Origin of the sequence: Janthinobacterium sp. SUN137, from assembly GCF_030587265.1 — a bacterium.
In the GTDB taxonomy this organism is placed as follows: domain Bacteria; phylum Pseudomonadota; class Gammaproteobacteria; order Burkholderiales; family Burkholderiaceae_D; genus Janthinobacterium; species Janthinobacterium kumbetense.
In genome coordinates this window covers 485332-511360 of sequence record NZ_JAPWHZ010000005.1, presented here as the reverse complement: position 1 = coordinate 511360, position 26029 = coordinate 485332, and the positions used below count along the sequence as shown (strand labels likewise).

Genomic DNA, 26029 nt, shown 5'->3' with positions numbered 1-26029 from the left:
AAGAAAAAAAGCAAACTTGGAGTAGACAGATGGAAAACAGATTGATCATCATCGCGGCGGTCACGGTGGGCTATTTCGCCCTCATGTCGTACATTACGTATAGCGTGCGCAAGCATGCCAACAGTGCCGAGGGCATGACGGCGGGCGGACGCAACTATCCCGCCTACCTGATCGGTGCGCTGCTATTGTCGGAATTCATCGGCAGTTCCGTCAGCATCGGCACGGCCCAGAAGGGCTATGAACTGGGCATTTCCGCCGCCTGGAACCTGGTGGCGCTGTCGCTGGGATTTTTGCTGCTGGCCATCGTGCTGGTGAAAAAATACAAGGAAAGCGGACAGTCGACGATTTCCGGCATCCTGGCGCAGACGTACGGCGAACCCGTGCGCTATGCGGCATCCATCCTCACCATCGTCGCCCTGAGCATCGTTGCCGTGGCCCTGTATGCGAGCGGCGGCGCCGTGCTGGCGGCCGTGTTGCACATCAATAAAACCGTGGCCATCCTGCTGGTGGGCGCCATCACCGTGATCTATGTCAGCCTGGGCGGCATGCGCTCGGTGGTGTACACCAATTTCGCCCACTCCATCGTCAAGTACCTGGGCGTGATCCTGGCGCTGGCGTACGCGCTGGAAGCAACGGGCGGCATCGGCGCGCTGCAGGCGCAGCTGCCGGCCAAGATGTTCAACTGGGTCGAGATCGGCTGGGGCCAGATCATCGCGTGGATGATCGGCGGTATCGGTTCCATCTTCGCCACGCAATACGTGATCCAGGCCCTCGTCAGCACGGACAACCCGGCCGTGGCCAAGCGCGCCTGCTATTACGTGTCGTCCTTGATGATTCCGTTCGGCCTGATGGCCGCCCTGATCGGCATGTGCAGCGCCGTCCTGTATCCGGGCATGAAGTCGATCGACGCCTTCCCGACCCTGATCGCCCACATGCCGGCGTTTTCCGCCAGCATCATGATCGTCGGCCTGGCCGGCGCCCTGTTCGGCGGCATTTCCGCCACCACCCTGGCATCGGCCACCCTGGCCATGAAGGATTTTTATGACCCCTGGTACAACAAGGCGAAGAACGATGCGAAATCGCTGATGTTCCTGCGCATCGCCATCGTCGTGGCCGGCCTGCTGCCGCTGGTGCTGGCGCTGTATGCGGAAAAACTGCTGATGATCGCCTTCCTCGGCAAGGCCCTGCGCGCCACCCTGGCCGTGCTGGTGCTGATGGCTTTCTATGCGCCGAAATTCGGCACGCCGCGCGGCGCCTTTGTCGGCGTGATTGTCTCCGTGATCGCCACCATCGGCTGGTTTCTGGCGGGCAATCCCTACGGCGTCGACAGTTCCTACCTGGCGCTGGCCGGTCCGCTGCTGACCATGGGTATCAGCCATCTGTTCAAGCCGGCGCAAGCCGTGGCGAAGCCGGCATCGTCGTCAAGGCTCTAGGTCAGACCAGCCCCGTCAGGTAATACAGGGCAATGACGAGGAACACGGCCATCGTCTTGATGACGGTGATGCCGAAAATGTCGCGGTAGGATTGGCGGTGCGTGAGGCCCGTGACGGCCAGCAGGGTGATTACGGCGCCATTGTGCGGCAAGGTATCCATGCCGCCGCTGGCCATGGCCACCACGCGGTGCATCACTTCCAGCGGAATATGTGCCTGCTGCGCGGCCTGGATAAAACTGTCCGACATGGCGGCCAGCGCGATGCTCATGCCGCCCGAGGCCGATCCCGTAATGCCGGCCAGGGTCGTCACGGACACGGCCGCGTTGACGAGCGGATCGGGTACGCTGCGCAAGGTGTTGCTGACGGCAAGAAAGCCGGGCAGGGCGGCAATGACGCCGCCAAAGCCATATTCGGAGGCCGTATTCATGGCCGCCAGCAAGGCGCCACCCACGGCCGCCTTGGTGCCTTCCGCAAAGGCGGCGCGGATGCGCCCGAAAGCCGTCACGCAGACCAGCAAGATACCCAGCAACAAGGCGCCTTCCACGGCCCAGATACCTGTCACGGACGCGATCGACGTGGTCACGGGCGCATGCAGCCCTGGCAACGCCTCGGCGGTGAGCGCGTAACTGGCACCGTACCAGTGGGGAATCAACCGGGTCAGCGCAAAGTTGGCCATCCCCACCAGCACCAGGGGCGCTACCGACAGCAGCGGATGGGGCAGGTCGCCCACGTCGGCCGTGGCCTTTTCGGCCTCGGCTCCATAGCCTTCGCCCGTCGCCATGACGGAACGGCGGCGCCATTCGAGGAAGGCCAGTCCCATGATTACCGTCAGCACGGCGCCGATGGTGCCCAGCCACGGTGCGGCCCAGCCCGTCGTATTGAAAAAGGTGGTGGGGATGATGTTCTGGATCTGTGGCGTGCCGGGCAAGGTATCCATGGTGAACGAGAACGCGCCCAGGGCGATGGCGCCCGGCATCAGCCGCTTGGGGATATTGCTCTGGCGATACAGCTCGGCCGCGAACGGATACACGGCGAACACCACGACGAACAGCGACACGCCGCCATAGGTCAGGGCCGCGCACACGGCAACGATGACGGCATTCGCGCGCGAGCTGCCGATATAGCGAATGGCCGCCACGACGATGGACTGGGAAAAGCCGGACAGCTCGATGAGTTTACCGAACACGGCGCCGAGCAAAAAGACGGGGAAATACAACTTGATGAAGCCCACCATCTTTTCCATGAAGATGCCGCTGAAGACGGCCGGCACGGCCGACGGATCTGTCAGCAGCACGGCGCCCAGCGCGGCGACGGGCGCAAACAGGATTACGCTATAGCCGCGGTAGGCGGCCAGCATGAGAAAGGCCAGTGCGGCCAGAACTATCAGGAAAGACATCGGTCAGGCCCTTGCGCGAAAAGTGATCAGGATACCAATGATGTAATTAGTATCATACTTCTCAGCAAGACACCAACGCGCAGGTCAAGGTGCAAGCAGTTGATGCAGGCGCAGCAAGGAAGAAAGGGCTGGTCGGGGTGAGAGGATTCGAACCTCCGGCCTCTGCGTCCCGAACGCAGCGCTCTACCAGGCTGAGCCACACCCCGCTTTCCTTCATTACAGCAGATGGCGGGGTGGCTTTCAAGCGCTTGCATCAAAGCTTATTTCTTTTCCTGCTGCGCCTTCCTGATGTCCGCTTCGCTCACTTTCTTGGCTGGCGCGTTCGTCGCCGGCGAGGCAGGGGCCTTGCGGGTGGCGTTCGCTTGCGCCATGACGGCGGCGCAGTCCGTGTCGGGCGCCTTGTCGACGTTGACGAGCGGCAGCAGGGCGGCCAGGGGCGTGACGACGGTGGCCAGGGCCACGGCGGCGCCCGCTTTCAGGGCCAGCGGGCCTTTTTGTGGGCCCACGTCCGGGTTCTTGAACGTGCCTTTCGCGTACAACGGCGTGCGCAGGGTGATGATGCGCGCGCCCTTGGTGCGCGGGCGCACGTCGAGGTCCAGGGTTTCGTGGGCCAGGTTGACGTTGCCCGTGACATTCACGACGGCCGTGTCCGTATCGAGCACGAAGCGGCGCACGTCGGCCTGGCCATTCGTGACGGCGAAGTCGCTGGCCATGCAATTGAGGTGCACTTGCTTGTCGCCAAAGATTTTGACGAAGACGGCGTTGGCCAGGTTCAGGCCGGCCAGTTCCAGCATGAATTGGCTGACGGAGCCTTCGCTGACGGTGGCCGCAAGTTCGCCATTCGCGCTGGCCAGCATGGCCGAGACGGAGTTGCCGTGGCCCGTCAGTGCCGCGTCGCCATACACTTCGCCGAAACTCGCTTGCATCGATTGCAGCTTGGGAAACAGTTCGCGAATTTTGAGGTGGCGCGCCGCCACCTTGGCTTGCGTGGCGATGGTCTTTTGACGGCCGTCGAGCGTGATATTCGAGGTGATGTCGCCGCCGGCCATGCCGAAGTTGAGCGGCGTCAAACTCAACACCTTGTCTTTCATGTGGATATGGGCGACGATATCGTTGAACGGAATGTCGTGCGTGCGCACCAGTTTCTTGCCCGTGAATTTCACGTCGGCATCGAGCGCATTCCATTTGGCCGTGTTGAACTGTTCCACGGGCAAGGCTTTGTTGTCGGGCTGCACGGGCGCCTTGCCGCGCGCCTGTTTCTGCGCATTGCTGTCGGCGCCGATGGTGGGGCCCAGGTCTTCCAGGCGCAATTGCTGCGACGTCACTTCACCGCGCAGCAAGGGACGCGGCTGGCGCGGCAAGTATTGCAGGGTGCCGGCCAAGTCGCTCTGGCCCACCGTGCCCTTGAAGTCTTGATAGGTCCAGTTCCAGGTGGCGCCGTCTTTCTTGCCCAGCAAGCGTCCCTTGGTGGCGTAGTCCGGCGTTTCCGGCAGCAGCACGCCCGTCAGCGGATACAGGTCGGCCATGCTGGCGCCGGCCAGACTCAGCTGCAAGTCGATGCCGGACAAGGAGCGCGGGTCCGTTAGGGTGCCGTCGATGCTGGCCTTGTTCTTGCCCAGCACGGCATGTGCCTGCACGGGATAAACGGTGTTGTTGTCGGTCAAGGACAGCACGGCGCCCGCCTTGCCGCCACCCGTCACGGGCGCCTTGCGATAGGTTCCGCCAAGGGTGAATGCGATGCCGTATTTCTGCACGGGCGCGCTGCCTGGCGCGTCGCCCGGCGTCGCATCGGGCGCCGTCGAGCTGACCTTGGCGCGCACGTCCAGCGCGATGCCCTCGTCCAGATAACGGATGGCGCCGTCGCCGAAGGCCATGCGCTGGATTTCCACGTCCCATGCCGAAGGGCCGTTATCCTTGAAGGTCCAGCTGTTGCTGCCATCGGCACGCCGCTGCAGGGCGATGTTCGGCGCGTCGAGCGCCAGGTCCGTCAACACTACCTTGTGCTGCAGCAAGGGCAATGGATGGAGGGCCACGTCGATGCGTTTCGCGCTGGCCAGCTGCGAGCCGGCCGTGGCCCAGTCCGGGTTGCTCATGCGCACGTCCTGCGCACTGATGATGGGCCGCGGCACGTAGCGGCGCCAGCCGGGCTCCGTTTTCAGCCCTTGCTTCCATTTCACCTGCAAATCGCCGCCGATGACGAAGGTACGGCCCGTGCTTTCCGACACCTTCTCGTTGATGTAGGGGCGCGCGCGGTTCCAGTCGAAGGTCAGTACAAAGATGACCACGATGGCGACCAGGGCCAGCAGGGCGGCCAGGCTCCAGCCGAGGATTTTCAGGGGTGTCGAGCGTGTCATGGGATGCCGATCGCAGTGATTTTTCATCAAGGTAGACCGATAGGCCATGACAGTCGGTGCGCTAGGTTACGTAAGATAGGTAGCCAAGACGTATGGCTTGAAATGATTCAATAATTCGACTATTATTGAAATATGGAAAATACACAGCAAATAGCGAGCGGAGCGACACCGCTGACAAGCACGGCCGCCATCGCTGCCCTGGCGGCGCTGGCACAGGAATCGCGGCTGGCCGTGTTCCGCCTGCTGGTGCAAGCGGGGCCGCAAGGCATGGCGGCGACGAAAATCGCCGAAGCGCTGGCCATTGCGCCCTCGTCGCTGTCGTTTCACTTGAAAGAACTGGCGCACGCCAATCTGGTAACGGCAAGCAAGGCGGGCCGTTCCATCACCTATGCGGCCAACTACGCGGGCATGAACGGCTTGCTGGCCTTTTTGACCGAGAACTGCTGCGCTGGCGCGTCTTGCTGCGTCAGCGAACCACATTTACTGAAGGACATCACGACATGACGATCACGATTTACCACAACACGGCGTGCGGCACCTCGCGCAATACCCTGGCCCTGATCCGCAACACGGGCGTTGAACCCGTCATCATCGATTACGTCAAGCATCCGCCTTCGCGCGAGGAATTGGTCGACCTGATCGCCCGCGCCGGCCTGACCGTGCGCGCCGTCATGCGCGACAAGGGCGCCCTGTACGACGAGCTGGGCCTGGCCAATCCGGATTTGCCGGATGCGGCCCTGCTCGACGCTATGCAAGCCCATCCTATCTTGATCAACCGCCCCATCGTTGTCACGGAACTGGGCGTGCGCCTGTGCCGGCCGTCGGAAAAAGTGCTGGAAATCCTGCCGCTGCCGCAGCAGGGCGCGTTTGCCAAGGAAGACGGCCAGGCCGTGGTGGGCGCCGACGGCAAGCCGGTGGCCTGAGATGGCAGACCTTGCCAACGAGTTGCCCAACATCAGCGCCGCGCACCTGGACGTGCCGGACCTGGACAAGCTGGCGCCGGCCAGCGTGTCCACCCACGCGCCGCGCATCTTGCTGCTGTACGGTTCCTTGCGCGAGCGCTCGTACAGCAAGCTGCTGACCCTGGAGGCGGAACGCATCCTGCGCCACTTCGGCGCCGACACGCGCGTGTTCGACCCGCATGGCTTGCCCATGGTCGACAGCGTGTCGCCCGAGCATCCGAAAGTGCAGGAGTTGCGCGCGCTGTCGCTGTGGTCGGAAGGGCAGGTGTGGTGCAGCCCCGAGCGGCACGGCGCCGTCACGGGCGTGTTCAAATCGCAGATCGACTGGCTGCCGCTGGAAACGGGCAGCGTGCGGCCCACGCAGGGGCGAACTCTTGCTGTGATGCAAGTGTCCGGTGGCTCGCAATCGTTCAATGCCGTCAACGGCTTGCGCGTGCTGGGACGCTGGATGCGCATGGTCACCATTCCGAACCAGTCTTCCGTTGCCAAGGCGTACCAGGAATTCGACGATGACGGCCGCATGAAGCCGTCGCCGTATTACGAGCGCCTGGTCGATGTGATGGAGGAATTGTACAAATTCACTCTGCTGGTGCGCGACCGCCGCGATTACCTGGGCAGCCGCTACAGCGAACGGCTGGAAGCGGCGCCGGCCATCGTGCAGGCATTGGCGGGCGCGGCAATGGAACACGAGCGCACCTAGCTTTTCGGCAGTGCATAAAAAACGGCGCCATCGGCGCCGTTGTCTTTGCTGTAGCGCAAATCGCGATCAGTGATTGCGGTCCACGGCAAACGAGCACAGTTGCAGCATGGATTGCTTGTAGACGCTGTCCGGCCAGCCGGCGATGGCATCGGCGGCGCGCTGGCCGGCGATTTCCGCCTGCTTGCGCGTGTAGTCGAGGGCGCCGCTGCTGGTGATGGCCGTCAGGACGGCGTCGAAATGCTGTTCGTCGCCTTGCTCGATGCAGCTGCGCACCAGTTCGCGTTGCTCTGGCGTACCGTTTTCCATCAGCCAGATCAGCGGCATGGTCGGTTTGCCTTCGCGCAAGTCGTCGCCCACGTTCTTGCCGATTTCGGCAGCGTCGCCTGCATAGTCGAGCACGTCGTCGATCAGCTGGAAAGCCGTGCCCAGCGAGCGGCCGTATTCGGCAGCCGCTTCGATATCGTCTTCGCTGGCGCCGGCGATCAGGGCGCCCAGTTGCGCCGACGCTTCGAACAGCTTGGCCGTCTTCGAGCGGATGACGTTCAGGTAGCTGTCTTGCGTCACGTCCGGATCGTGCATGTTCAGCAACTGCAGCACTTCGCCTTCGGCGATCACGTTGGTGGCGTCGGACAGGATTTGCATGACGCGCATATTATTCAGCGACACCATCAACTGGAACGAGCGCGAGTGCAGGAAATCGCCCACCAGCACCGAGGCGGCATTGCCGAACAGGGCGTTGGCCGTCTGGCGTCCGCGGCGCATCGACGATTCGTCGACGACGTCGTCGTGCAGCAGGGTGGCGGTATGGATGAATTCGACCACGGCGGCCAGTTCATGGTGCGCCGTGCCGCGATAGGCGTGGGCATTGGCCACCAGCAAGATCAGCACGGGACGGATGCGTTTGCCGCCTGCGCTGATGATGTATTCAGCGATCTGGTTGATCAGAATCACATCGGAGTGCAACTTTTGGCGGATCACCGTATTGACTGCGTCCATATCGGCGGCAATCGTTTGCACGATGGTGTTTTGGTTAACGTGTTTGTTAGCGTCAGACAAGGCGAACCTGCATTAGATTGTGGGTGCCGCGATTATACGACAAGGCTTGCGCGTGCGTGACGTTTGCCTATGACTGTAGGGCAATTGATTGATCTGCTTGGCACTGGCGCGCGTTTTGCTGTCCGCCTGGCGCAAGCCTGACATGATGGTCAGGTTGTCGACATACCACGATCGTCAAGCTTTGTGAATACTTTTTGACGCAATTTCTCAGTCCGTGTATAATCGCTGGTTCCCCCTGTTGTGCACGGCTTGCTTTTCATGGCAGTGGGACAAATTCTTTCAACATTTGATGAGGTTTCAAATCATGTACGCGGTCATAAAAACCGGTGGCAAACAATACAAAGTTGTCGCTGGCGAAAAACTTAAAGTAGAACAGATACCGGCAGACATTGGTTCCGAAGTCACCATCGATCAAGTGCTCGCAGTAGGCGCGGGCGACAGCATCAAGTTTGGTGCTCCATTGGTCGAAGGTGCAACGGTACTGGTTACGGTTGTGGCGCATGGTCGCCATGATAAGGTCAAAATTTTCAAGATGCGTCGTCGTAAGCACTACCAAAAGCATCAAGGCCATCGCCAGAATTTTACCGAAATCCAAATCGTTTCGATCAACGGCTAATCGCCGCTGTTTGAATTAATCAGCTATCAAGGAGTCTTAAATGGCACATAAAAAAGGCGGCGGCACAACGCGAAACGGCCGTGATTCAGAATCAAAACGTCTGGGCGTTAAAGTCTACGGCGGCCAAGCTATCAACGCTGGCGGCATCATCATTCGTCAACGCGGCACCCCAGTGCGCGCCGGCGAAGGCGTAGGCATGGGCAAGGACCACACGTTGTTCGCGCTGATCGCGGGCAAAGTGAAGTTCGTTGTCAAAGGTGCTGGCTCGAAGCAATTCGTGACCGTTGTACCAAACGAAGCAGTACCAGCGTAATTCATCGCGGAGCGCCAGTTCGCTCCGCCATGATCGCATGATGTAAGGCGCAAGCCTTCAATCGAAAGGCTCTGCCCAAGGTAGAGCCTTTTTAGTTTTATGGCGGCAAAATTATGAAGTTTATCGACGAAGCAAAAATCGAAGTCATCGCGGGCGATGGCGGCAACGGCTGCGCATCTTTCTGCCGTGAAAAATTCCGGCCTTTCGGCGGTCCCGATGGCGGCGATGGCGGCAAGGGCGGGTCCATCTGGGCTGTCGCCGACCGCAATATCAACACGCTCGTCGATTTCCGTTTCTCCAAAATGCACAAGGCTCGCAATGGCGAGCCTGGCCGTGGCGCAGATTGCTATGGCAAGGGCGCGGATGACATCCACCTGCGCATGCCTGTGGGCACCTTGATCATCGACAACGCGAGCGGCGAAATCCTGGCCGATTTGACCGAACACGGCCAGATCGAATTGCTGGCCAAGGGCGGCGAAGGCGGCTGGGGCAATATCCACTTCAAGTCCTCGACCAACCGCGCGCCACGCCAAAAAGGCGAGGGCAAGGAAGGCGAACGCCGCGAACTGCGCCTGGAACTGAAAGTCCTGGCCGACGTGGGCCTGCTGGGCATGCCGAACGCCGGCAAGTCGACCTTCATTTCGGCCGTCTCGAACGCGCGCCCGAAAATTGCCGATTACCCATTTACCACCCTGCACCCGAACCTGGGCGTAGTGCGCGTGTCGCACGAGAAGAGCTTTGTGATCGCCGATATTCCCGGCTTGATCGAAGGCGCTTCCGAAGGCGCGGGCCTGGGCCATCAATTCCTGCGTCACTTGCAGCGTACGGGTCTGCTGTTGCACATCGTCGACCTGGCGCCGTTCGAAACCAACGTCGATCCTGTCAAGGAAGCCAAGGCGCTGGTGAAGGAATTGAAGAAGTACGACGAGTCGCTGGTCGACAAGCCGCGCTGGCTGGTGTTGAACAAGCTCGACATGGTGCCGGAAGAAGAGCGCAAGAAGATCGTCAAGGACTTCCTCAAGCGTTTCGCCTGGAAAGGTCCCGTCTTCGAGATTTCCGCGCTGAACCATCAAGGTTGCCCGGAACTGGTGAATGCGATTTACCAGCATCTGGAAGCGAAGAAACACAGCGAAAGCCGTGCCGAAGAGACGCAGATGACCGAAGAAGCACGCGGTATCTCGTCGATCGACCCGGATGATCCGCGTTTCAAGATCCTCGACTAAGGCTTTACCCTGATGTCGGTACAGACGGCCGCTGCCGCGCCAGCGCGCAAGCAAGCGTGGCAGCGCCGTGTATTGCATCTGATCGCGTATGCTTACGGGCTGAGCGCGGTCGCCTGCCTGTTGTTCGCCGATGAAATGGCGGCCGGCATGGGCATCTTCCTCAATGGCGTCAATGGCTACAGCCAGTTCTACGCCACGCATGTCGGTGTCTGGGGCGCTACCGCGCTCCTGGCGCTGTTCGCGGCACGGCAGGGCGAACCGCCTGTCCTCGGCGATATCACAGCAATGTTGCTCCTGGCGCAGCCCGCCGGCCGTCTGTTCGCGGCCATCAGCTTCGGCTTGCCCCAGGGTTTTGTGTTGTTCATGTGCGCAATGGAGCTGACGGCGGGGCTGGCCTTGCTGCTGCTGCGTCCTGCGCGCTGACGTCTATTAAGTGAAGAGCGCCGCCCCATGGATTCCGTGATTCAAAAAGCTACCCGTATCATCATCAAAGTCGGCTCTTCGCTGGTCACCAACGATGGCCGCGGGCTCGACCATGCCGCCATCGCGCGCTGGGCTGCGCAGATTTCCGGCTTGCGCGCCCTGGGCAAGGAAGTGGTGCTCGTCAGTTCCGGCGCCATCGCCGAAGGCATGCTGCGCCTCGGTTTCGAGCAGCGCCCCACCGATATCCACGAATTGCAGGCCTGCGCCGCCGTCGGCCAGATGGGCCTAGCGCAAATCTATGAAAGCAGCTTCCGCGCCCACAGCCTCGGCACGGCGCAAGTGCTGCTCACGCACGCCGACCTGGCCGACCGCGAACGCTACCTGAATGCCCGCTCCACCCTGACGACCCTGCTGCGCCTGGGCGTGGTGCCGATCATCAATGAAAACGACACGGTCGTCACCGATGAAATCAAGTTCGGCGACAACGATACGCTGGGCGCCCTCGTCGCGAACCTGATCGAAGCCGATGCGCTCGTCATCCTGACGGACCAGCACGGCCTGTTCTCGGCCGACCCGCGCAAGGACCCGACCGCCTACCTGATCACGCAAGGCATCGCCGGCGATCCGGCCCTGGAAGCGATGGCCGGCGGCGCCGGCAGCAGCCTGGGCCGTGGCGGCATGCTGACGAAAATCCTCGCCGCCAAGCGCGCCGCCAAGTCCGGCGCCCACACCATCATCGCCTGGGGCCGCGACAGCGACGTGCTCAGCCGCCTGGCCCAGGGCGAAGCGATCGGCACGGAGTTACTGGCACAAACGGGGCAATTGACGGCGCGTAAGCAGTGGATGGCCGATCATCTGCACACGGCCGGCGCCGTCGTGCTGGACGCTGGCGCCGTGCAAAAGCTGCGTCAGGAAGGCAAGTCCCTGCTGCCGATCGGCGTGACGGGCGTGAACGGCGAATTCGGCCGCGGCGCCGTCATCACCTGCGTCGACGTGGATGGCGTGCCCGTGGCGCGCGGCCTGTCCAACTACACGAGCGGTGAAGCGCGCCGCATCATGCGCAAGCCGTCCACCGAGATCGAAGCGATTCTCGGCTACATGGAAGGCCATGAGCTGATCCACCGCGACAATATGGTGTTGCTGTAAGCGTCCGCTTGCTGCGAATGACAAAAACGGCCCTCGCGGGCCGTTTTTTTTGCCTTACACCACGGCCGGCATCGGCGACTTGTCCTTGTAGTCGCACAGGTCGGCAATCATGCAATTCCAGCATTGGGGCTTGCGCGCCGTACATGTGTAGCGGCCGTGCAGGATGAGCCAGTGGTGGGCGTCGTGCAGGAATTCCTTGGGGATGAATTTCAGCAGTTTTTGCTCGACGATATCGACATTCTTGCCTGGCGCGATGCCGGTGCGGTTCGAGACGCGGAAGATATGCGTGTCCACGGCCATCGTCGGTTCGCCAAACGCCGTGTTCATGACCACGTTGGCCGTCTTGCGGCCCACGCCGGGCAAGGCTTCCAGCGAGGCGCGGTCGCGCGGCACTTCGCCGCCGTGCTGCTCAAGCAGGATCTGGCAGGTGGCGATGACGTTCTTCGCCTTGGTGCGGAACAGGCCGATGGTGCGGATGTAGCTGGCCAGCTCGTCGACGCCCAGCGCCAGTATCGTGGCTGGCGTATTGGCGACCGGATACAGCAAGCGGGTCGCCTTGTTGACGGACACGTCCGTCGCCTGTGCCGACAGCAGCACGGCGATCAGCAGCTCGAACGGCGTCGTGTAGTCGAGTTCCGTTTTCGGGGAAGGATTGGCGGCGCGAAAGCGCGTAAAGATTTCCAGGCGTTTGGCGGCGTTCATGCGTCTTTTTTCGGGGTGATTGGGGCTGGCTGGGGGATATCCGTGCTGGCGGCAGCGGCCTTGGCGCGCGCGCGCTCCATGGCGGCGGCGATGATGGCGCGCTTGCGTTCCTTTTCCGCCTGTTCGTCGGGCGTGACGGGCACTTCCTGCGTCACTTCGCGCATCTTGGCGACGGCCTTGGCAGCCAGGCGCGCTTCGTTTTCCTCCGTTTCGCGGCGCAGGCGCTGCGTGCGGAAATCGTGGCGCGCGCGCGCGTCGTCTGCTTCTGCCTGGCTCCAGGCATCCCAGCCCGTGGCGTCGCCGCTGACCGGGTACATGACGATGCAGTCGACGGGGCAGGGCGCCACGCACAGGTCGCAGCCCGTGCACAGGCTTGTCACCACCGTATGCATCTGCTTGGCGGCGCCGACGATGGCGTCCACCGGGCAAGCCTGGATGCACAGGGTACAGCCGATACACAGCGATTCGTCGATGTAGGCGACAGATCGCGGACGTTCGAGGCCGTTGACGGGATTGAGCGGGATGACTTTTTTGCCCAGCAAGCCGGCCAGGCGCACGATGCCTTGCGCGCCGCCCGGCGGGCACTGGTTGATGTCGGCGCTGCCGGCGGCAATCGCTTCCGCATACGGGCGGCAGCCGTTGTAGCCGCATTTGGTGCATTGCGTTTGCGGCAGCAAGTCTTCGATCTGGTCGGCAAGTGAGGGAGGGGCAGGGTGCGGCACGGTCATCTTCCACGGCAAAACGCCATTATCGGCCATCCGGCGCGCGCACAAGTAAAAACCTGTTGCGCGAGAGGGGATAGCCGGCGCCATGACAGCCTGTTGCAGGCGCGCCGCAATCGTATTTTATTTCCCGTGGGAATGTCAAAGTGCAAATAAACAACTTTGCAATTTCTTTTTTTTGTGGGAGCATGATTTTTATCAAGCCAGTGATCAAAAAAAGCCGACCGCCAGTCCTGTTGCCGCGCCTGCATTGCAAGGTGCGCCAGGCCATAGGAGCCAAACATGCGTTTCCTCCGGACAGTTGGTTTGCCCTTCTGTTTGTTCATGCACTCTGCACTTGCCCTTGCACACGGGCAGGCTAGCTCCCCCATGGCGGCGCCGGGCGCTGCCAGTTCGCGCATCGTCCGCTTCGCGGCGGAAGACTGGCCGCCCTTTATTTCCCGTAGCCTGCCGGCCGATGGCATGTCGGGCACCATGGTCAGCGCCGTTTTCGAGCGTCTCGGCTATACGGTCAAATATGACTATTTTCCCTGGAAGCGCGCCATGCAGTTTGGCCTGGCCAGTTCCCGCTATGCCGGGTTTCTGGCCGTGTGGCGCACGCCGGAACGGGAAAAACTCTGCCACTTTTCTGTTCCGGTTGGTAACACGCAGGGTGTGCTGGCCTACCTGAAGGAGGACGGCGTGCCCGGCGCCAGCCTGGCCGACCTGGGCAAGCTGCGCATCGGCACCGTGGCCGGCTACTCGAATGGGGAACAGTTCGACGGCATGGTGGCGCGCGGCGAGCTGAAGACGGAAGAAGGCTTGAACGACGCGACGAATCTGAAGAAACTGTTCATCAAGCGTTACCGCGTGATCGTCATCGAGCGCCATGTCCTGCAGCACTTGTTGATGGGGCGCAACTTCAGCAAGGCCGAGCGCGAACGCATCGCCGTCATCGATACCGTCTTCAAGGAGCGTCCCGTGCATGTGTGCTTCCAGCGCGATGCCGGGGGGGCGGCGTGGCAAAAACGCTTCAGCGAGGCGGCGCGCGATATCGATACGGCCCGGCTGGAACGCGATTACTGGAAGCGGCTCGACCAGAGCCTGGCGACCGCCCCGGCGACTCCCTGACACGGCGCACCGCCGCTGTTGTTAGTTGCCAAAACGAAATATCTAAATACGAAACCATTCGTTCTTGTTTGTTTGTCCATCCTTTAGTCTGCAGCCACTGTGTTGACGACTTTGAAAGGATGTTTTCGTATGCTGGAACCGATTCACAAGCATGACCCCGCCCCGCGTTTGCGGCAACTGGCGCACGCCGTCTCCGCCGCCGTACTGCTGCTGGGGGCGCCTGGCGTGGTCCACGCGCAGGCCGCGCCGGACGGCGCTGGCGCACTGGCCGCCGCGCCGTATGACACCGTCATCGTCACGGGGGCGCGCGGCACGGGCCGCACGGTGGCCAACAGCGCCGCCCCCATCGACGTGATCAGCGCGCAGCAATTGCAAGCCACGGGCAAGCTGAACTTGCTCGATGCGCTGGATACGGCCTTGCCGTCGTTCAACTTGCCGGCCCGTGTGCAGCCGGATCTGGGCAGCATCGTGCGTGCCGGTCAATTGCGCAACCTCGACCCGTCGCATACCCTGGTATTGGTCAATGGCAAGCGCCGGCATACGACGGCCATCGTCAACGAGGATGGTTTTCCCGGTTCCGTCGCCACCGACCTGGCCCTGATACCCACGGGCGCCATTGCCCGCGTGGAAATCCTGCGCGACGGCGCCTCGGCCATCTACGGTTCCGACGCCATTGCCGGCGTCATCAACATCATCCTGAAAGCGGATGACAAGGGCAGCTTCAGCACGCAACTCGGTTCCACCTACGACGGCGACGGCACGAACGGTTCCGTGCGCATCGATGGCGGCACGCGCCTGGGCGAACACGGCTTTGCCCACTTCGGCGCCGAAGTCCAGCGCCAGGGCATCGCCGTGCGCAATTTCGGCCTGAATCCCGGCTACCTGTCGTATCCGGCCGTGCGCAACAGCGATGGCCAGCTGGTGAAATTGGGACCGAACAACAGCTTGCCGGCCGGCGCCTCGCCGAACCCGGCAGAAGCAAGCCGCAACAGCAATCCGTGGCGCAATACGGGCGTGCCGCAAAGCACGACCGCTTCGCTCAGCGCCAACTTCGGCTATGACGTGTCGAACCAGGTGCAACTGTATGGCTTCGGCACGTATGCGCACCGCAATGCCCGCTCGGCGCAGAATTTCCGTCTGCCCAATACCATTTTCAATAACAACAAAGGCTTGCTTTCCGTATATCCCGACGGCTTCACGCCGTATGAAACGACGAGCGAAAACGATTTTTCCCTGACGGGCGGCGTCAAGGGCGAGATGGCCGGCTGGAACTGGGATATCAGCAGTACTTACGGACGCGACGATATCGACGTGGGCGTGGAACACTCGGCCAATTATTCGTTGAGCTATCCAGGTGGCAAGACGGATTTCACCATCGGCAATCAGCGCTACAGCCGCTCGACCACCAACGCCGACGCGCGCCGTCCCGTGCCGCTGGGCTTGAGCGAGCCAGCCGACCTGAGCGTCGGTCTCGAGTATTCGCATGAAACGCAGCAACGCAGCCCGGGTGAGCCCGCTTCCTGGCAGGGCAGCGGCTCATCGGCGCTGGCCGGCTACCTGCCCGTCGACGCCTCGGACACGGCGCGCCACAGCTATGCGGCGTATATCGGCCTGGGCGCGAAACTGACGCCGCAATTGTTGCTCGACACGGCGCTGCGTGCTGAGAAATATTCCGATTTCGGCAGCAAGACGACGGGCCGTTTGTCCGCCCGCTATGACGTCACGCCCACGGTCGCCGTACGCGGCACCGTCAGCAATGGTTTCCATGCGCCGAGCCTGGTGACGCAATCGTATTCGAACACCTCCGACCATGCTGGCGTGCCGTATACCCTGGCGCAGCCGAACTCGGCCGCAGCGCGGGCCCTGGGCGCGCAAGCGCTGAAACCGGAAAAATCGACGAATCTGTCGGCCGGGCTGACCTTCAATCCTACGCCCACCCTGCGCCTGGGCGTTGACGCGTATCAAATCAAGGTCAGCGACCGCCTGGGCGTGTCGTCGAACATCGGCATCGACCGCAGCTCGGGCGTGGCGCTCGACGGCAGTGGCCGGCCACTGACGGCCGCGCAAGCAAGCGTGATCGAAAACCTGCTGCGCTCGGCGGGTTTGACGGTAGGCAATGGCCTCGTCGCGCATTACTTTGCCAACGTGGGCGACACGCGCACGCGCGGCATCGACTTGACGGCCGAGGATGTGCTGCGCGTGGCCGATGGCAAGCTGCGCTGGACGGCGGCCGCGAATATCAACCACACGAGCCTGGTCGGCAAGGCGGCCTTGCCGACGGTGCTGCAAGGCTTGCCGAATATCGGCACCCTGAGTAAATCGGCCGAGTACGACTTGCTGTACCGGGCGCCGCGCGACAAGGAAATCGTCACCCTGGCGTATGAAAAGGCGGGCTGGACGTTCAACGTGCGCGAGACGCGCTACGGCAAGCTCAAGCGCCTGAACGCCATCACGGGCGGCGATTACCAGCTGAAAGCCGCCTTCGTGACGGATGTCAGCGTCGGCTACGACATCAGCAAGCGCATCAGCGTGACGGTGGGCGCCAACAATGTCTTCGACCAGAAACCGGGCCAGGTGCCGCGGGAAGCGCGCAGCGCCGCGAATCTGGCGCAGTACACGGGCGCGTATGACAACTCGGGACCGTTGGGCGTACTGGGCGGTTATTACTACGCCCGCGCCACCGTTCACTTTTGATCTGCCTTCTCTCCATACTCATAATCAAGAACAGGAAATCCTATGTCTGACAACACTCAACACGCGGCCATCGACCTGGAATGGGCCAATCTCCTCTCACCGCAGCGCCGCACGGTCTTGCGCGGCGGCGGCCTGGTGGCGGCGCTGGCCGCTTCGGGCCTGGCCGGCACGGCCTTGGCCCAGGATGGCGCCGTCAAGCGCGCCAAACCAGCACCGGGCAAGAGCCCGTGGGGCGAGCATACGGACACGGCGCCCACGCCGCGCCCCGTCAGCGTGCGGCCCGGCGAGGAAGCCTTGCCGGCGAAGCCGCGTGCTTACACGGATATCGAGAGTTATCACGCGCATATCTATTTTGACGAAGACAGTTACCAAAAGGCGGCGCTGATACGCAAGTGGGCGGCCGAGCGTTTCCAGATCGAACTGGGCGACTGGAACCTGGAGCCGCGCGGCCCGCACGTGACGCCGTCGTTTTACTTTGGCTTCACGAATGACTTGCTGCCCGTCATCGTGCCGTGGCTGCAGCTCAATAGCCTGGGCCTGACGATACTGATTCACCCGAACACGGAAGATCCCCGCGCCGACCATTTGTATTACGCGCTGTGGGTGAACCGCTCGCAGCCCGTGAATGGCTATGCGATGAAGAAACCGGGGCCGGGCGAGCCGCGAGTCGAGCAAATCTTTGTCAATACGCGCCCGACGGTGAAGATCGAAACGTCACGCGCATGAGCCGGGCATAAAAAAACGGCACGCCAGGGTAGCCTGGCGTGCCGTTTTGCCTGAAATACTGCGGATCAGGAATGTTTCTGGATGAATTCGCCGATTTTCGGGCAAATGATTTCGCGCCAGCGGCGGCCCGAGAAAATGCCATAATGGCCACATTTTGGCGCCACGAAATCCTGCTGCATCTCGGCAGGGATGCCGGAACACAGGTCATGCGCCGCCTGCGTCTGGCCGGCGCCGGAAATGTCGTCCAGCTCGCCTTCTACGGTGAACAGCGCCACATTCGTGATGTCTTGCGGACGCACCAGCTGGCCGCCCACTTTCCACGTGCCCATCGGCAGGCTGAATTCCTGGAAAACCGTTTTAATGGTTTCCAGGTAGTACTCGGCCGGCATGTCCAGCACGGCGTTGTACTCGTTGTAGAACTGGCGATGGCCTTCCGCCGGCTCGTCGTCGCCCGTCACCAGGTGCATGTAGAACTCGCGATGGCTTTGCGCGTGACGGCCCGGGTTCATGGCGATGAAGCCGGCGTGCTGCAGGAAGCCCGGATATACCTTGCGGCCAAAGCCCGGGTAGTTCGGCGGCACCGCGTAGATCACGGTGTTTTCAAACCACGAGAATTTCTTTTCCGTCGCCAGGTTGTTCACTTGCGTGGGTGAACGGCGCGGGTCGATCGGGCCGCCCATCATCGTCATGGTTTTCGGCATGTGCGGATCTTTGGCCGTCGCCATCAGCGAGATGGCAGCCAGCACGGGCACGGTCGGTTGACAGACGGAAATGACGTGCAAGTCAGGCGCCAGCAGGCGGATGAATTCCTGCACATAATAAATGTAGTCGTCCAGGTGGAACGGGCCTTCCGTCAGCGGTACCATGCGCGCGTCCGTCCAGTCGGTGATGTAGACATCGTGCTCGGCCAGCAAGCCGCGCACGGTATCGCGCAGCAGGGTCGAGTGGTGACCGGACAGGGGGGCAACCAGCAAAACTTTGGGCTGTTGCAAGCCAGTGGCTTCTTTTTTGAAGTGAATCAGGCGGCAAAACGGTTTTGTCACGACAACGTGTTCGCGGATGTCGACGTTCTCGCCTTGGACGAGAACGGATTTGATGTCAAATTGTGGTTTTTCGTAGTCTTTGCCAAGGCGGTACATCAGCTCGTAGCCGGCTGCGATGCGTTGCGAAAACGGGGTGTGGGCCAGTGGAGAAACCGGGTTGGTAAATAACTTGGAGGACATGTCTGCCCATTGCATCACCGGAGTGAGGAAGGAGCGTTGCAGTTCGTGCAGTTGGTAAAGCATATATAGTCCTTGTTTAATTCCAAGCGCCAATATCGGCTCAAATATCATAATCCAATTTTACGATATTTGTTGAGGACAAAATGTGCATTACCGCGCATAGGTCCACAGTTTGCGCTTTGGTGTGACAGCGCGCCACACTTGCGTGGATAGACCTGCAACGATGCTCTAAAAGCAAAAAAAGCAGCGTTTCCGCTGCTTTTTGTACATTTTTTCGCCGCCACGCCCCTGCGGAGAACAGTGTCTCCGCCGGAAACGCCGCGGCAAGTGCCGTGCGCTTAGCGCACCAGCATGTCGAGTTTGTCCTTGACGTCCTTGTATTGCTCGGCTTCCGGCAAGGCAGCCTTCGTCTTGGTGATCGAAGGCCAGTTACGGGCCAGGTCGACGTTGATCTTGATGAAGGCTTGCTGGTCGCCCGGCACGTCTTCTTCCGCGAAAATCGCGTTCACCGGGCACTCTGCCACGCAGACTGCGCAGTCAATACATTCGTCCGGATCGATTGCCAGGAAGTTCGGGCCTTCCCGGAAACAATCTACCGGGCAGACATCGACGCAGTCGGTATAGCGACAGGCGATGCAGGATTCGGTGACAACGTGGGTCATAACAGTCCTATCAATTTGGGGGGAGGTGCTGTAGCGCCTGCAGGAACCTCGGCGGCGCATACTAAAGCAAAGCATTGTATTTTAAGGCAATTCGCTATTTCTCACAAATCCCGCTTATATACAATACATATAAGCAAATTCATTTTTTGGCAGCGCCGTTGCCGCGCAGAGCGTGCAATTCAGCGACTATCCGGGACGTTACCATGAAGAACGCGGCAAGAAAGCGACAGTCGCCCGATGCTGCAGGGAGCAGGACGGGCGAGGCGGTAGCTCGCCGTGTGGTGTTTTTGTTTTACCCAAATCAAGATCGGTAAAAATAAGTGCCGGAACAATCAGGCGCTGGCGCGTATTTGCGTCAGCAACTGTTGCCAACGTGCATTTTCAGCACTGCCATCTTCGGCAAACGTGATGGTGCGGCGCGCGGCCGGTGCCTCGACGGTGATCTGCCAATGGGGGATATCGGCGCCCACCTGTTCGCCCGTGCCCTGCGGGTGCGTGAAAAAACCGCTGCTGGCCAGTGCCGCTTCCAGCCCGGGGCCGGCCGGGTGGGCTTGCGTATCGATGTCGTACTGTTCGCTCAGGCCGGCAAAGCCGCCGCTGCTGCGGGCTGAAATTTTCATGCTGCTCCTTCTTGGGGACGGTGGTGGGGAAATGATGCGGCATGCCTTCGCCTGCGGCTGACCGCTGGCGGGCTTGCGGCGCAGGGCGTTTACCGGGGGGCGTAACTGCGGCACCAGGCCGCCAGCGCTTCGCGCTCCGCTTCCAGCAATTGATCCGATTCGCTGTATTCCGCATGGTTCATGGTACCGCAGCAGGCGCGCCTGTCTTGCACGGCGCCCGCTTCGTCGATGACATCGGGGGCAAAGGTCATTTGTCCATCCTCCGTCATGGCATTGTCCTTGAGCACTTCGCGCACGGTAAAGCTGTTGCGGATGAAATCGAGGTAGCTGGTAAAGCCGTCGGCTTGCGCCAGGGTCAGCATGTGGCCGGCCACGTCGGCGTACGTGGCCGCCTGGTCGGGGGACGCTACCAGGGCGCGCAAGACCAGGCTGCGCAGGTAGTCGCCGCAACGGTGCAGCACGGCTGCGTCATCTTCCAGCTGGGGCTGGCGTTCGTGGGCAAAGATGTCGGCCAGGATGTCGTAGATAGCGCCTGTAAACACTTGCGAGATGGCGTGCACTTCCGTGCCGGCCTCCGACAATTTGATGTCGTTATCGGCATTGCGCAAGCCGTTCGGCCGGCCCAGTGCCAGGCCGAACTGTTCCGCCAGGTCGGCCAGGAAGGTTTTGTCGTGCAGGTCGGACTTGGTTTGCGCGATCACGGCTTCGACCTGGTCCAGCTGCGACAGGGCCAGGAAGATGGCCGTCAGGTCGCCGAACGATTCGTGCAAGCCGCCCGTCTGCGGTGGATTATTGTTGAGCAGCCAATTCGGCTTGAGGCCATCGAGGATGGCGTGCCCGGTTTCATGCGAGACGATGTCGAGCGAGCGGCAAGTGTAGACGCGCTCGGTGGCGCCGCTGGGAATGAAGTCGCCGAACTTGAGGGCCTTGTCGCTGCGGCTGTAATAGGCGTTCATGACATTGGGCAAGCCGTGCGGGAACACGCGCAGCGGTGCCGTGTTGCTGGCGCTATTCCATTGCCAGGGCAGGGGCGGCGCCGTATTGTTGCTGGCCATCGCGCGCTGGTACATGGTCAGCGTCATGCGCACGATGGCAAAGGTGTGCACGGCGTCGAACTGGTCGGTGTTGGGCGAGACGATGAAGTCGCCAAAGGCATTCGGGCTGACCTGGGCGATGCCCGGCTCGCCAAAGGTGATGCGCGCGTCGCGCGGGCCTTGCAGTATCAGGCCGGGCAGGAAGGACTTGCGCGTGCCCAGCTCGCTCACGGACGGGTCTTGCTTCCAGATCAGCACGCGCGAACCGACGGGCACGGCGGCCAGGTTGCGGACCGTGGCGTCCGTCAGCCGGGGCGGACCCGGCTGCAGGGTCAGTTGCGCATTCTTGCGGTGCAGGCGGTAGGGCGCCGAGGGGGTAGGGACATAGCCGACAGGCAAGGACACGCATTTGGTCAGCACGGCTTCGACCGGCACGATGACTTTCTGGTCCATGGTAGCTCTCCAAGACACTCGCAACTGGAATGGAGATAGTCGGCCTGCTTCGGTGGTTGCGGTTTGATGCGGCGCAAGTGCGGCGCAAGAAAGCGCGGTTTTTTCCGGGTGCCGGCGTTCCCCATGGCTGCGGCTGCCGCGTGGCGGCTGGTATGATGCTGGCCGTATGGCACCCGTTTTTATAATAAAAGGATCGTTTGATGGCGGATATAAATATAGTTCAGCAACATAAGCTGACAGCAGCAAAGGCGCGCGAAGCGGCGCAGCAAGTGGCCGACAAGCTGGCCCAGGAGTATGACCTGGCGTGCGCCTGGGATGGCGATGTGCTGCGCTTCGAGCGCAGCGGCGTCGATGGTTCGCTGACCCTGGAAAAAGAGCAGGCGCAACTGCAAATCAAGCTGGGCTTCATGCTCAGCGCCTTCGCGTCCACGATTGAAGGCAAGATCGCCGAAAAGATGCGCAAGGTGTTTGCCGAGCCAGTTTGATCCGCTTGTCTGGCACCATGTTTGGTGCTAGAAAACGTGTCGCAGCGATGGGCGAAAAGACGATGAAAACACGTCGCTTTTCGCCTTTTTCACGTCTGACTGTACGCTGGCGAACATTGCTAGCACATTTCTATTTGGAAAGCCATTGGACTTTGGCGGCTTTTTGCGTTATACTTGAGTCATATTTACAACAGCTACACCGCGTTTCACCATCTGCTTCGCAGTACTCCCCACTCGCTGAGTGGTGAATAATTCATTGGGTTTTACACCCGCATCCAGTTAAAAGTAGCTTGGTCGATTTTTTTTCGGTCAAATACATTTGGTGCCATGTATTTGCATGGCGCTAGCGTTGTTAAAAGTCCTGAACCACAGCCTCTTTTAGCACGCACACGGCACCCCGGCACCGGCTTTGGCCATCCGCTGGTCACATGCGTGTCACCCCCTGTTTCCTGTCGCTCCCGTGCGCTTTTGCGCCGTGGCGTAGCCGACGCAACAGGGTTTGCTGATTCCCGCCGCAAGCTGGCAGCTTGCTGGGTTTCATTCCATTCGTCAAATCGAGGGAGAACCACATCGTGGCAAAACAAATCATTATCGACCATGTGTTCAAAGTGTTCGGCGACAAGCCAGAAGAAGCACTTGAACTCGTCCATCAGGGCGCCAGCAAGCAGGATATCCTGGCCCAGACCGACTGCACCATCGGCGTTTTCGACGCCACCTTTACCATTGAAGCGGGCGAGATCTTCGTCATCATGGGCCTGTCCGGTTCGGGCAAGTCGACCCTGGTGCGCATGCTGAACCGCCTGATCGAGCCGACCGCCGGCCGCATCCTGATCGACGGCAACGACATCAATACCTTGCCGGACGCCCAGCTGCGCGCCCTGCGCCGCAAGGACATCAGCATGGTGTTCCAGTCGTTCGCGCTGCTGCCGCAAATTACCGTGCTCGACAACACTGCCTTCGGCATGGAACTGGCCGGCATGCCCAAGGCCGAGCGCCATGCGCTGGCCCAGCAAGCTCTGGAACAAGTCGGCCTGGACGGCTACGGCGCCAGCTATCCCGACGAATTGTCGGGCGGCATGCAGCAGCGCGTGGGCCTGGCCCGTGCGCTGGCATGCGATCCGTCGATTCTGCTGATGGATGAAGCGTTTTCCGCGCTCGATCCGATTATCCGTACGGAAATGCAATCGGAACTGCTGCGCTTGCAGCAAATCAAGCGCCGCACCATCGTCTTCATTTCGCATGACCTCGACGAAGCCATGCGCATCGGCGACCGCGTTGCCATCATGAAAGACGGCCACGTGGTGCAAGTGGGTACGCCGGAAGAAATCCTGCGTAAACCTGCCAACGATTACGTGCGCAACTTCGTGCGCGGCGTCGATGCGGCGGCCGTCTTCAAGGCCAGCGATATTGCCCGCAAGAGCCAGATCGTCGTGTCCGAGTCGCCGAGCCGCGGCTCGCGCGCCGCGCTGTCGATGCTGGAAGAGCAGGATCGCGCGTTTGCCTACGTCGTCAATCCGCAGCGCAAGTTTCTCGGCGTCGTCTCGGCCGATTCGCTGCGCAGTGCGCTCGACGGCCATGTCGGACCGCTGGGCCTGGCACATGCCTATCTGCCCGACGTGCAGACCATCAATGCAGATGAGCCAGTCGCCGGCCTGTTCGGCCAAGTGGCGCAACTGCCTTACGCCGTCCCTGTGGTGGCCAATGACGGCAGCTTCCGCGGCGCCATCAGCAAGACAACCTTGCTGAAGTTCCTCGACCGCGACACGCCAGCCATAGCCGAACAACAACAGAAAGGACAAGCATGAACCCAAGCACCGTTTCCGCAGTAGAACCTGTTGTTGAACAGGCCGCCCAAATCAATCCCTGGGCGCTGACGCCGCCTACCGACGCCAGCACTGCCTGGCTGGACGCCGCCGCGCCTGCCGTGCAGCCGGAACATGCGTCCGGCTTTCACCTGACGCAGATTTTCGACGGCTCGCTGCCGCTGGAAAGCTGGATCAACCAGGGCCTGGGCTGGGTCGTCGCGCATTTCCGTCCCTTCTTCCAGGCCGTGCGCGCGCCGATCGACAGCGTGCTGTCCGGCGTGGAAGGCGTGCTGCTGGCCGCTCCGTCGCTGACGGTGATCGCCATCATCGGCTTGCTGGCATGGCAATTTACCAGCCGCACCCTGGCCATCGGCACCGTGCTGGCGCTGCTGGTGGTGTCCATGCTGGGCATCTGGCCGGAAGCCATGACGACCCTGTCGCTGGTCTTGACGTCGCTGGCGTTCTGCCTGGCCATCGGCTTGCCGTTGGGCATCTTCCTTGCCAGCAGCGACCGCGCGCAGAATATCCTGCGCCCCCTGCTGGACGCCATGCAGACGACGCCCGCGTTTGTCTACCTGGTGCCCGTGGTGATGCTGTTTGGTATCGGTAATGCGCCTGGCGTGATCGTGACGATCATCTTTGCCCTGCCGCCGCTGGTGCGTTTGACCAACCTCGGCATCCGCCAGGTGCGTCCCGACCTGATCGAAGCGGCCCGCGCCTATGGCGCCTCGCCGTGGCAGTTGCTGACCCGCGTGCAATTTCCGCTGGCCATGCCATCGATCATGGCCGGTATCAACCAGTCGCTGATGCTGTCGCTGTCGATGGTCGTGATCGCCTCGATGATCGCCGTGGGCGGCCTGGGCCAGATGGTATTGCGCGGCATCGGCCGCCTGGACATGGGCCTGGCCACCGTGGGCGGCCTGGGCATCGTGCTGCTGGCCATCACCCTGGACCGCTTGACGCAAGCGATGGGCCAGCCACGCCGCGGCGTGCGCCACTGGTACCAGACGGGTCCAGCCGGTTTCGTGCTGCGCCTGGTGCGCGGCAATGCGGAGAAAAATAATGTTGAACAGCAAGTAACGCTGGCCAACGCACAATAAAGGATACACATGCATCAAATCGACAATTTCAAAGTGACGCAAAAATCGCAACGCAAGTTCCAGCTGTTTTCCGCCCTGGCGATCGCCGCCATGGCCCTGACCACCAGCCTGGCCATGGCGCAGACGCCGGCCGCCGCTGCCGATGCGTTGCCCGGCAAGGGAGTCAAGGTGCAGCCGCTGCAAAGCTCGATCGCGGAAGAAACCTTCCAGACCATGCTGGTCGACAAGGCCCTGGAAAAGCTGGGCTACGAAGTGCAGCCGATCAAGGAAGTGGAATACCCGACGGCGCATATCGCCATTGCCAACGGTGACGCCACCTTCATGGCCGTGCACTGGGACCCGATGCACAAGGATTTCTATAACAATGCGGGCGGCGACGCCAAGCTGTCGCGCACGGGCCAGTATGCGGGCCCTGCCGCGCAAGGTTATCTGATCGACAAGGCGACGGCGGAAAAGTACAACATCACGAATATCGACCAGTTGCGCGATCCCAACCTGGCCAAGCTGTTCGACCATGATGGCGATGGCAAGGCCGACTTGACCGGTTGCAACCCAGGCTGGGGCTGCGAAGCGCTGATCGAGAACCACATGGATGCGTATAAATTGCGCAAGACGGTGACGCACGTGCAGGGCAGCTATGCGGCCCTGATCGCCGACACCCTGGGCCGCTACAAGCGCGGCGAACCGATTTTGTACTACACGTGGACGCCGTACTGGGTCAGCGGCGTGCTGGTGCCGGGCAAGGACGTGGTCTGGCTGAAAGTGCCGTTCTCGGCCAATCCGGACAAGGTGAATACCCGTCTCGACGATGGCAGCGACTACGGCTTTGCCGTCAACACGGCGCGCATCGTGTCCAACAAGGCCTGGGCGGAGAAGAATCCGGCCGCGGCCAAGCTGTTCGAAGTGATGCAATTGCCCGTGGCGGACATCAATGCGCAGAACGAGCGCATGCGCCGCGGCGAAAACACGCAAGCCGATATCGCGCGTCATACGGCCGGCTGGATCAAGTACCACCAGCAGACGTTTGACGGCTGGATCGCGCAAGCGCTGGCGGCGGCGAAAAAGTAAGTT

General features: G+C 61.5%; 25 protein-coding genes and 1 tRNA gene. 16 read left to right on the top strand and 10 right to left on the bottom strand.

Going from position 1 to position 26029, the window contains the following annotated elements; genetic code table 11:
* Positions 1-29: 29 nt before the first annotated feature.
* A complete protein-coding gene (locus O3298_RS26265; protein ID WP_251349768.1) occupies positions 30-1433 on the top strand; it encodes a sodium:solute symporter family protein in 1404 nt (467 codons plus the stop codon).
* Between the two features lies 1 nt (position 1434).
* Here O3298_RS26265 and O3298_RS26260 read toward each other — a convergent pair whose 3' ends face one another.
* From O3298_RS26260 to O3298_RS26250, 3 genes are all read right to left on the bottom strand, one after another.
* Positions 1435-2829: a GntP family permease gene (locus O3298_RS26260; protein WP_305060922.1), complete on the bottom strand. Its 1395-nt coding sequence runs from the start codon at positions 2827-2829 to the stop codon at positions 1435-1437.
* Between the two features lie 129 nt (positions 2830-2958).
* Positions 2959-3035 (bottom strand) — tRNA-Pro (locus O3298_RS26255).
* A gap of 54 nt (positions 3036-3089) precedes the next feature.
* Positions 3090-5183 carry an AsmA family protein gene (locus O3298_RS26250; protein WP_305060921.1) on the bottom strand — a complete coding sequence of 698 codons (2094 nt, stop codon included), beginning with the start codon at positions 5181-5183 and terminating at the stop codon, positions 3090-3092.
* A 132-nt stretch (positions 5184-5315) separates the two neighbouring features.
* Between O3298_RS26250 and O3298_RS26245 the strand changes: the two genes are divergently transcribed.
* Genes O3298_RS26245 through arsH form a run of 3 tightly spaced genes read left to right on the top strand, consistent with a single transcriptional unit; the run spans position 5316 to position 6845 of the window.
* Complete coding sequence (locus O3298_RS26245) at positions 5316-5687, top strand: helix-turn-helix transcriptional regulator (RefSeq protein WP_305060920.1); 372 nt, start codon at positions 5316-5318, stop codon at positions 5685-5687.
* A complete protein-coding gene (gene arsC / locus O3298_RS26240) occupies positions 5684-6106 on the top strand; it encodes an arsenate reductase (glutaredoxin) (RefSeq protein WP_289899830.1) in 423 nt (140 codons plus the stop codon). Before O3298_RS26245 ends, arsC begins: the two co-directional genes overlap by 4 nt.
* Position 6107: 1 nt before the next feature.
* The gene (gene arsH, locus O3298_RS26235) at positions 6108-6845 is read left to right on the top strand and encodes an arsenical resistance protein ArsH (protein ID WP_305056953.1); all 738 of its coding nucleotides are present in this window, start codon (positions 6108-6110) and stop codon (positions 6843-6845) included.
* Positions 6846-6911: 66 nt separating this feature from the next.
* Here the strand turns inward: arsH and ispB are convergent, their stop codons facing one another.
* Positions 6912-7901 (bottom strand): octaprenyl diphosphate synthase, encoded by a 990-nt coding sequence (gene ispB, locus O3298_RS26230; protein ID WP_099395339.1) that lies wholly within the window; start codon positions 7899-7901, stop codon positions 6912-6914.
* Positions 7902-8205: 304 nt separating this feature from the next.
* On the opposite strand from ispB, the gene rplU reads away from it, so the two are divergent.
* The 5 genes from rplU to proB all read left to right on the top strand — a co-directional run bounded on the left by rplU (position 8206) and on the right by proB (position 11622).
* Positions 8206-8517, top strand: a complete 312-nt coding sequence (rplU, locus tag O3298_RS26225) for a 50S ribosomal protein L21 (RefSeq protein WP_305060919.1) — start codon at positions 8206-8208, stop codon at positions 8515-8517.
* A 40-nt stretch (positions 8518-8557) separates the two neighbouring features.
* Positions 8558-8830, top strand: coding sequence for a 50S ribosomal protein L27 (rpmA, locus tag O3298_RS26220; RefSeq protein ID WP_070219281.1), 273 nt, complete (start codon positions 8558-8560; stop codon positions 8828-8830).
* Positions 8831-8943: 113 nt separating this feature from the next.
* Entirely contained in the window at positions 8944-10053 is a 1110-nt protein-coding gene (obgE, locus tag O3298_RS26215) for a GTPase ObgE (RefSeq protein ID WP_077400162.1), read from the top strand.
* 12 nt (positions 10054-10065) lie between these two features.
* Positions 10066-10476, top strand: coding sequence for a hypothetical protein (locus O3298_RS26210; RefSeq protein WP_099379357.1), 411 nt, complete (start codon positions 10066-10068; stop codon positions 10474-10476).
* Positions 10477-10503: 27 nt separating this feature from the next.
* Positions 10504-11622 (top strand): glutamate 5-kinase, encoded by a 1119-nt coding sequence (gene proB / locus O3298_RS26205; RefSeq protein WP_251349774.1) that lies wholly within the window; start codon positions 10504-10506, stop codon positions 11620-11622.
* Between the two features lie 54 nt (positions 11623-11676).
* On the opposite strand, the gene nth is transcribed toward proB, so the two are convergent.
* Positions 11677-12324: an endonuclease III gene (gene nth / locus O3298_RS26200; protein WP_034782448.1), complete on the bottom strand. Its 648-nt coding sequence runs from the start codon at positions 12322-12324 to the stop codon at positions 11677-11679.
* Positions 12321-13052 (bottom strand): electron transport complex subunit RsxB, encoded by a 732-nt coding sequence (gene rsxB / locus O3298_RS26195; RefSeq protein ID WP_305060918.1) that lies wholly within the window; start codon positions 13050-13052, stop codon positions 12321-12323. Before rsxB ends, nth begins: the two co-directional genes overlap by 4 nt.
* Positions 13053-13415: 363 nt before the next feature.
* Here rsxB and O3298_RS26190 point away from each other — a divergent pair, with 363 nt between their 5' ends.
* The 3 genes from O3298_RS26190 (at position 13416) to O3298_RS26180 (ending at position 17576) form a co-directional block, all read left to right on the top strand.
* Positions 13416-14156 (top strand): ABC transporter substrate-binding protein, encoded by a 741-nt coding sequence (locus O3298_RS26190; RefSeq protein ID WP_305060917.1) that lies wholly within the window; start codon positions 13416-13418, stop codon positions 14154-14156.
* A gap of 129 nt (positions 14157-14285) precedes the next feature.
* Positions 14286-16850 (top strand): TonB-dependent siderophore receptor, encoded by a 2565-nt coding sequence (locus O3298_RS26185; RefSeq protein WP_305060916.1) that lies wholly within the window; start codon positions 14286-14288, stop codon positions 16848-16850.
* Positions 16851-16892: 42 nt separating this feature from the next.
* Positions 16893-17576, top strand: coding sequence for a DOPA 4,5-dioxygenase family protein (locus O3298_RS26180; protein ID WP_305060915.1), 684 nt, complete (start codon positions 16893-16895; stop codon positions 17574-17576).
* A gap of 65 nt (positions 17577-17641) precedes the next feature.
* On the opposite strand, the gene O3298_RS26175 is transcribed toward O3298_RS26180, so the two are convergent.
* The 4 genes from O3298_RS26175 to O3298_RS26160 all read right to left on the bottom strand — a co-directional run bounded on the left by O3298_RS26175 (position 17642) and on the right by O3298_RS26160 (position 21568).
* Positions 17642-18862 carry a polyhydroxyalkanoate depolymerase gene (locus O3298_RS26175; protein ID WP_077400193.1) on the bottom strand — a complete coding sequence of 407 codons (1221 nt, stop codon included), beginning with the start codon at positions 18860-18862 and terminating at the stop codon, positions 17642-17644.
* A gap of 275 nt (positions 18863-19137) precedes the next feature.
* Complete coding sequence (gene fdxA, locus O3298_RS26170) at positions 19138-19461, bottom strand: ferredoxin FdxA (RefSeq protein ID WP_010395176.1); 324 nt, start codon at positions 19459-19461, stop codon at positions 19138-19140.
* Between the two features lie 332 nt (positions 19462-19793).
* Complete coding sequence (locus O3298_RS26165) at positions 19794-20081, bottom strand: protealysin inhibitor emfourin (RefSeq protein ID WP_077400196.1); 288 nt, start codon at positions 20079-20081, stop codon at positions 19794-19796.
* An 89-nt stretch (positions 20082-20170) separates the two neighbouring features.
* Positions 20171-21568 carry a hypothetical protein gene (locus tag O3298_RS26160; RefSeq protein ID WP_289899840.1) on the bottom strand — a complete coding sequence of 466 codons (1398 nt, stop codon included), beginning with the start codon at positions 21566-21568 and terminating at the stop codon, positions 20171-20173.
* 200 nt (positions 21569-21768) lie between these two features.
* Here O3298_RS26160 and O3298_RS26155 point away from each other — a divergent pair, with 200 nt between their 5' ends.
* The 4 genes from O3298_RS26155 to proX all read left to right on the top strand — a co-directional run bounded on the left by O3298_RS26155 (position 21769) and on the right by proX (position 26026).
* On the top strand, positions 21769-22053 hold the full coding sequence (locus tag O3298_RS26155) for a polyhydroxyalkanoic acid system family protein (protein WP_077400202.1): 285 nt from the start codon (positions 21769-21771) through the stop codon (positions 22051-22053).
* Between the two features lie 572 nt (positions 22054-22625).
* Positions 22626-23858, top strand: coding sequence for a glycine betaine/L-proline ABC transporter ATP-binding protein ProV (gene proV / locus O3298_RS26150; RefSeq protein WP_099668215.1), 1233 nt, complete (start codon positions 22626-22628; stop codon positions 23856-23858).
* A complete protein-coding gene (gene proW / locus O3298_RS26145; RefSeq protein WP_289906358.1) occupies positions 23855-24958 on the top strand; it encodes a glycine betaine/L-proline ABC transporter permease ProW in 1104 nt (367 codons plus the stop codon). Before proV ends, proW begins: the two co-directional genes overlap by 4 nt.
* A gap of 9 nt (positions 24959-24967) precedes the next feature.
* Positions 24968-26026 carry a glycine betaine/L-proline ABC transporter substrate-binding protein ProX gene (gene proX, locus O3298_RS26140; RefSeq protein WP_305060914.1) on the top strand — a complete coding sequence of 353 codons (1059 nt, stop codon included), beginning with the start codon at positions 24968-24970 and terminating at the stop codon, positions 26024-26026.
* Positions 26027-26029: the final 3 nt, after the last annotated feature.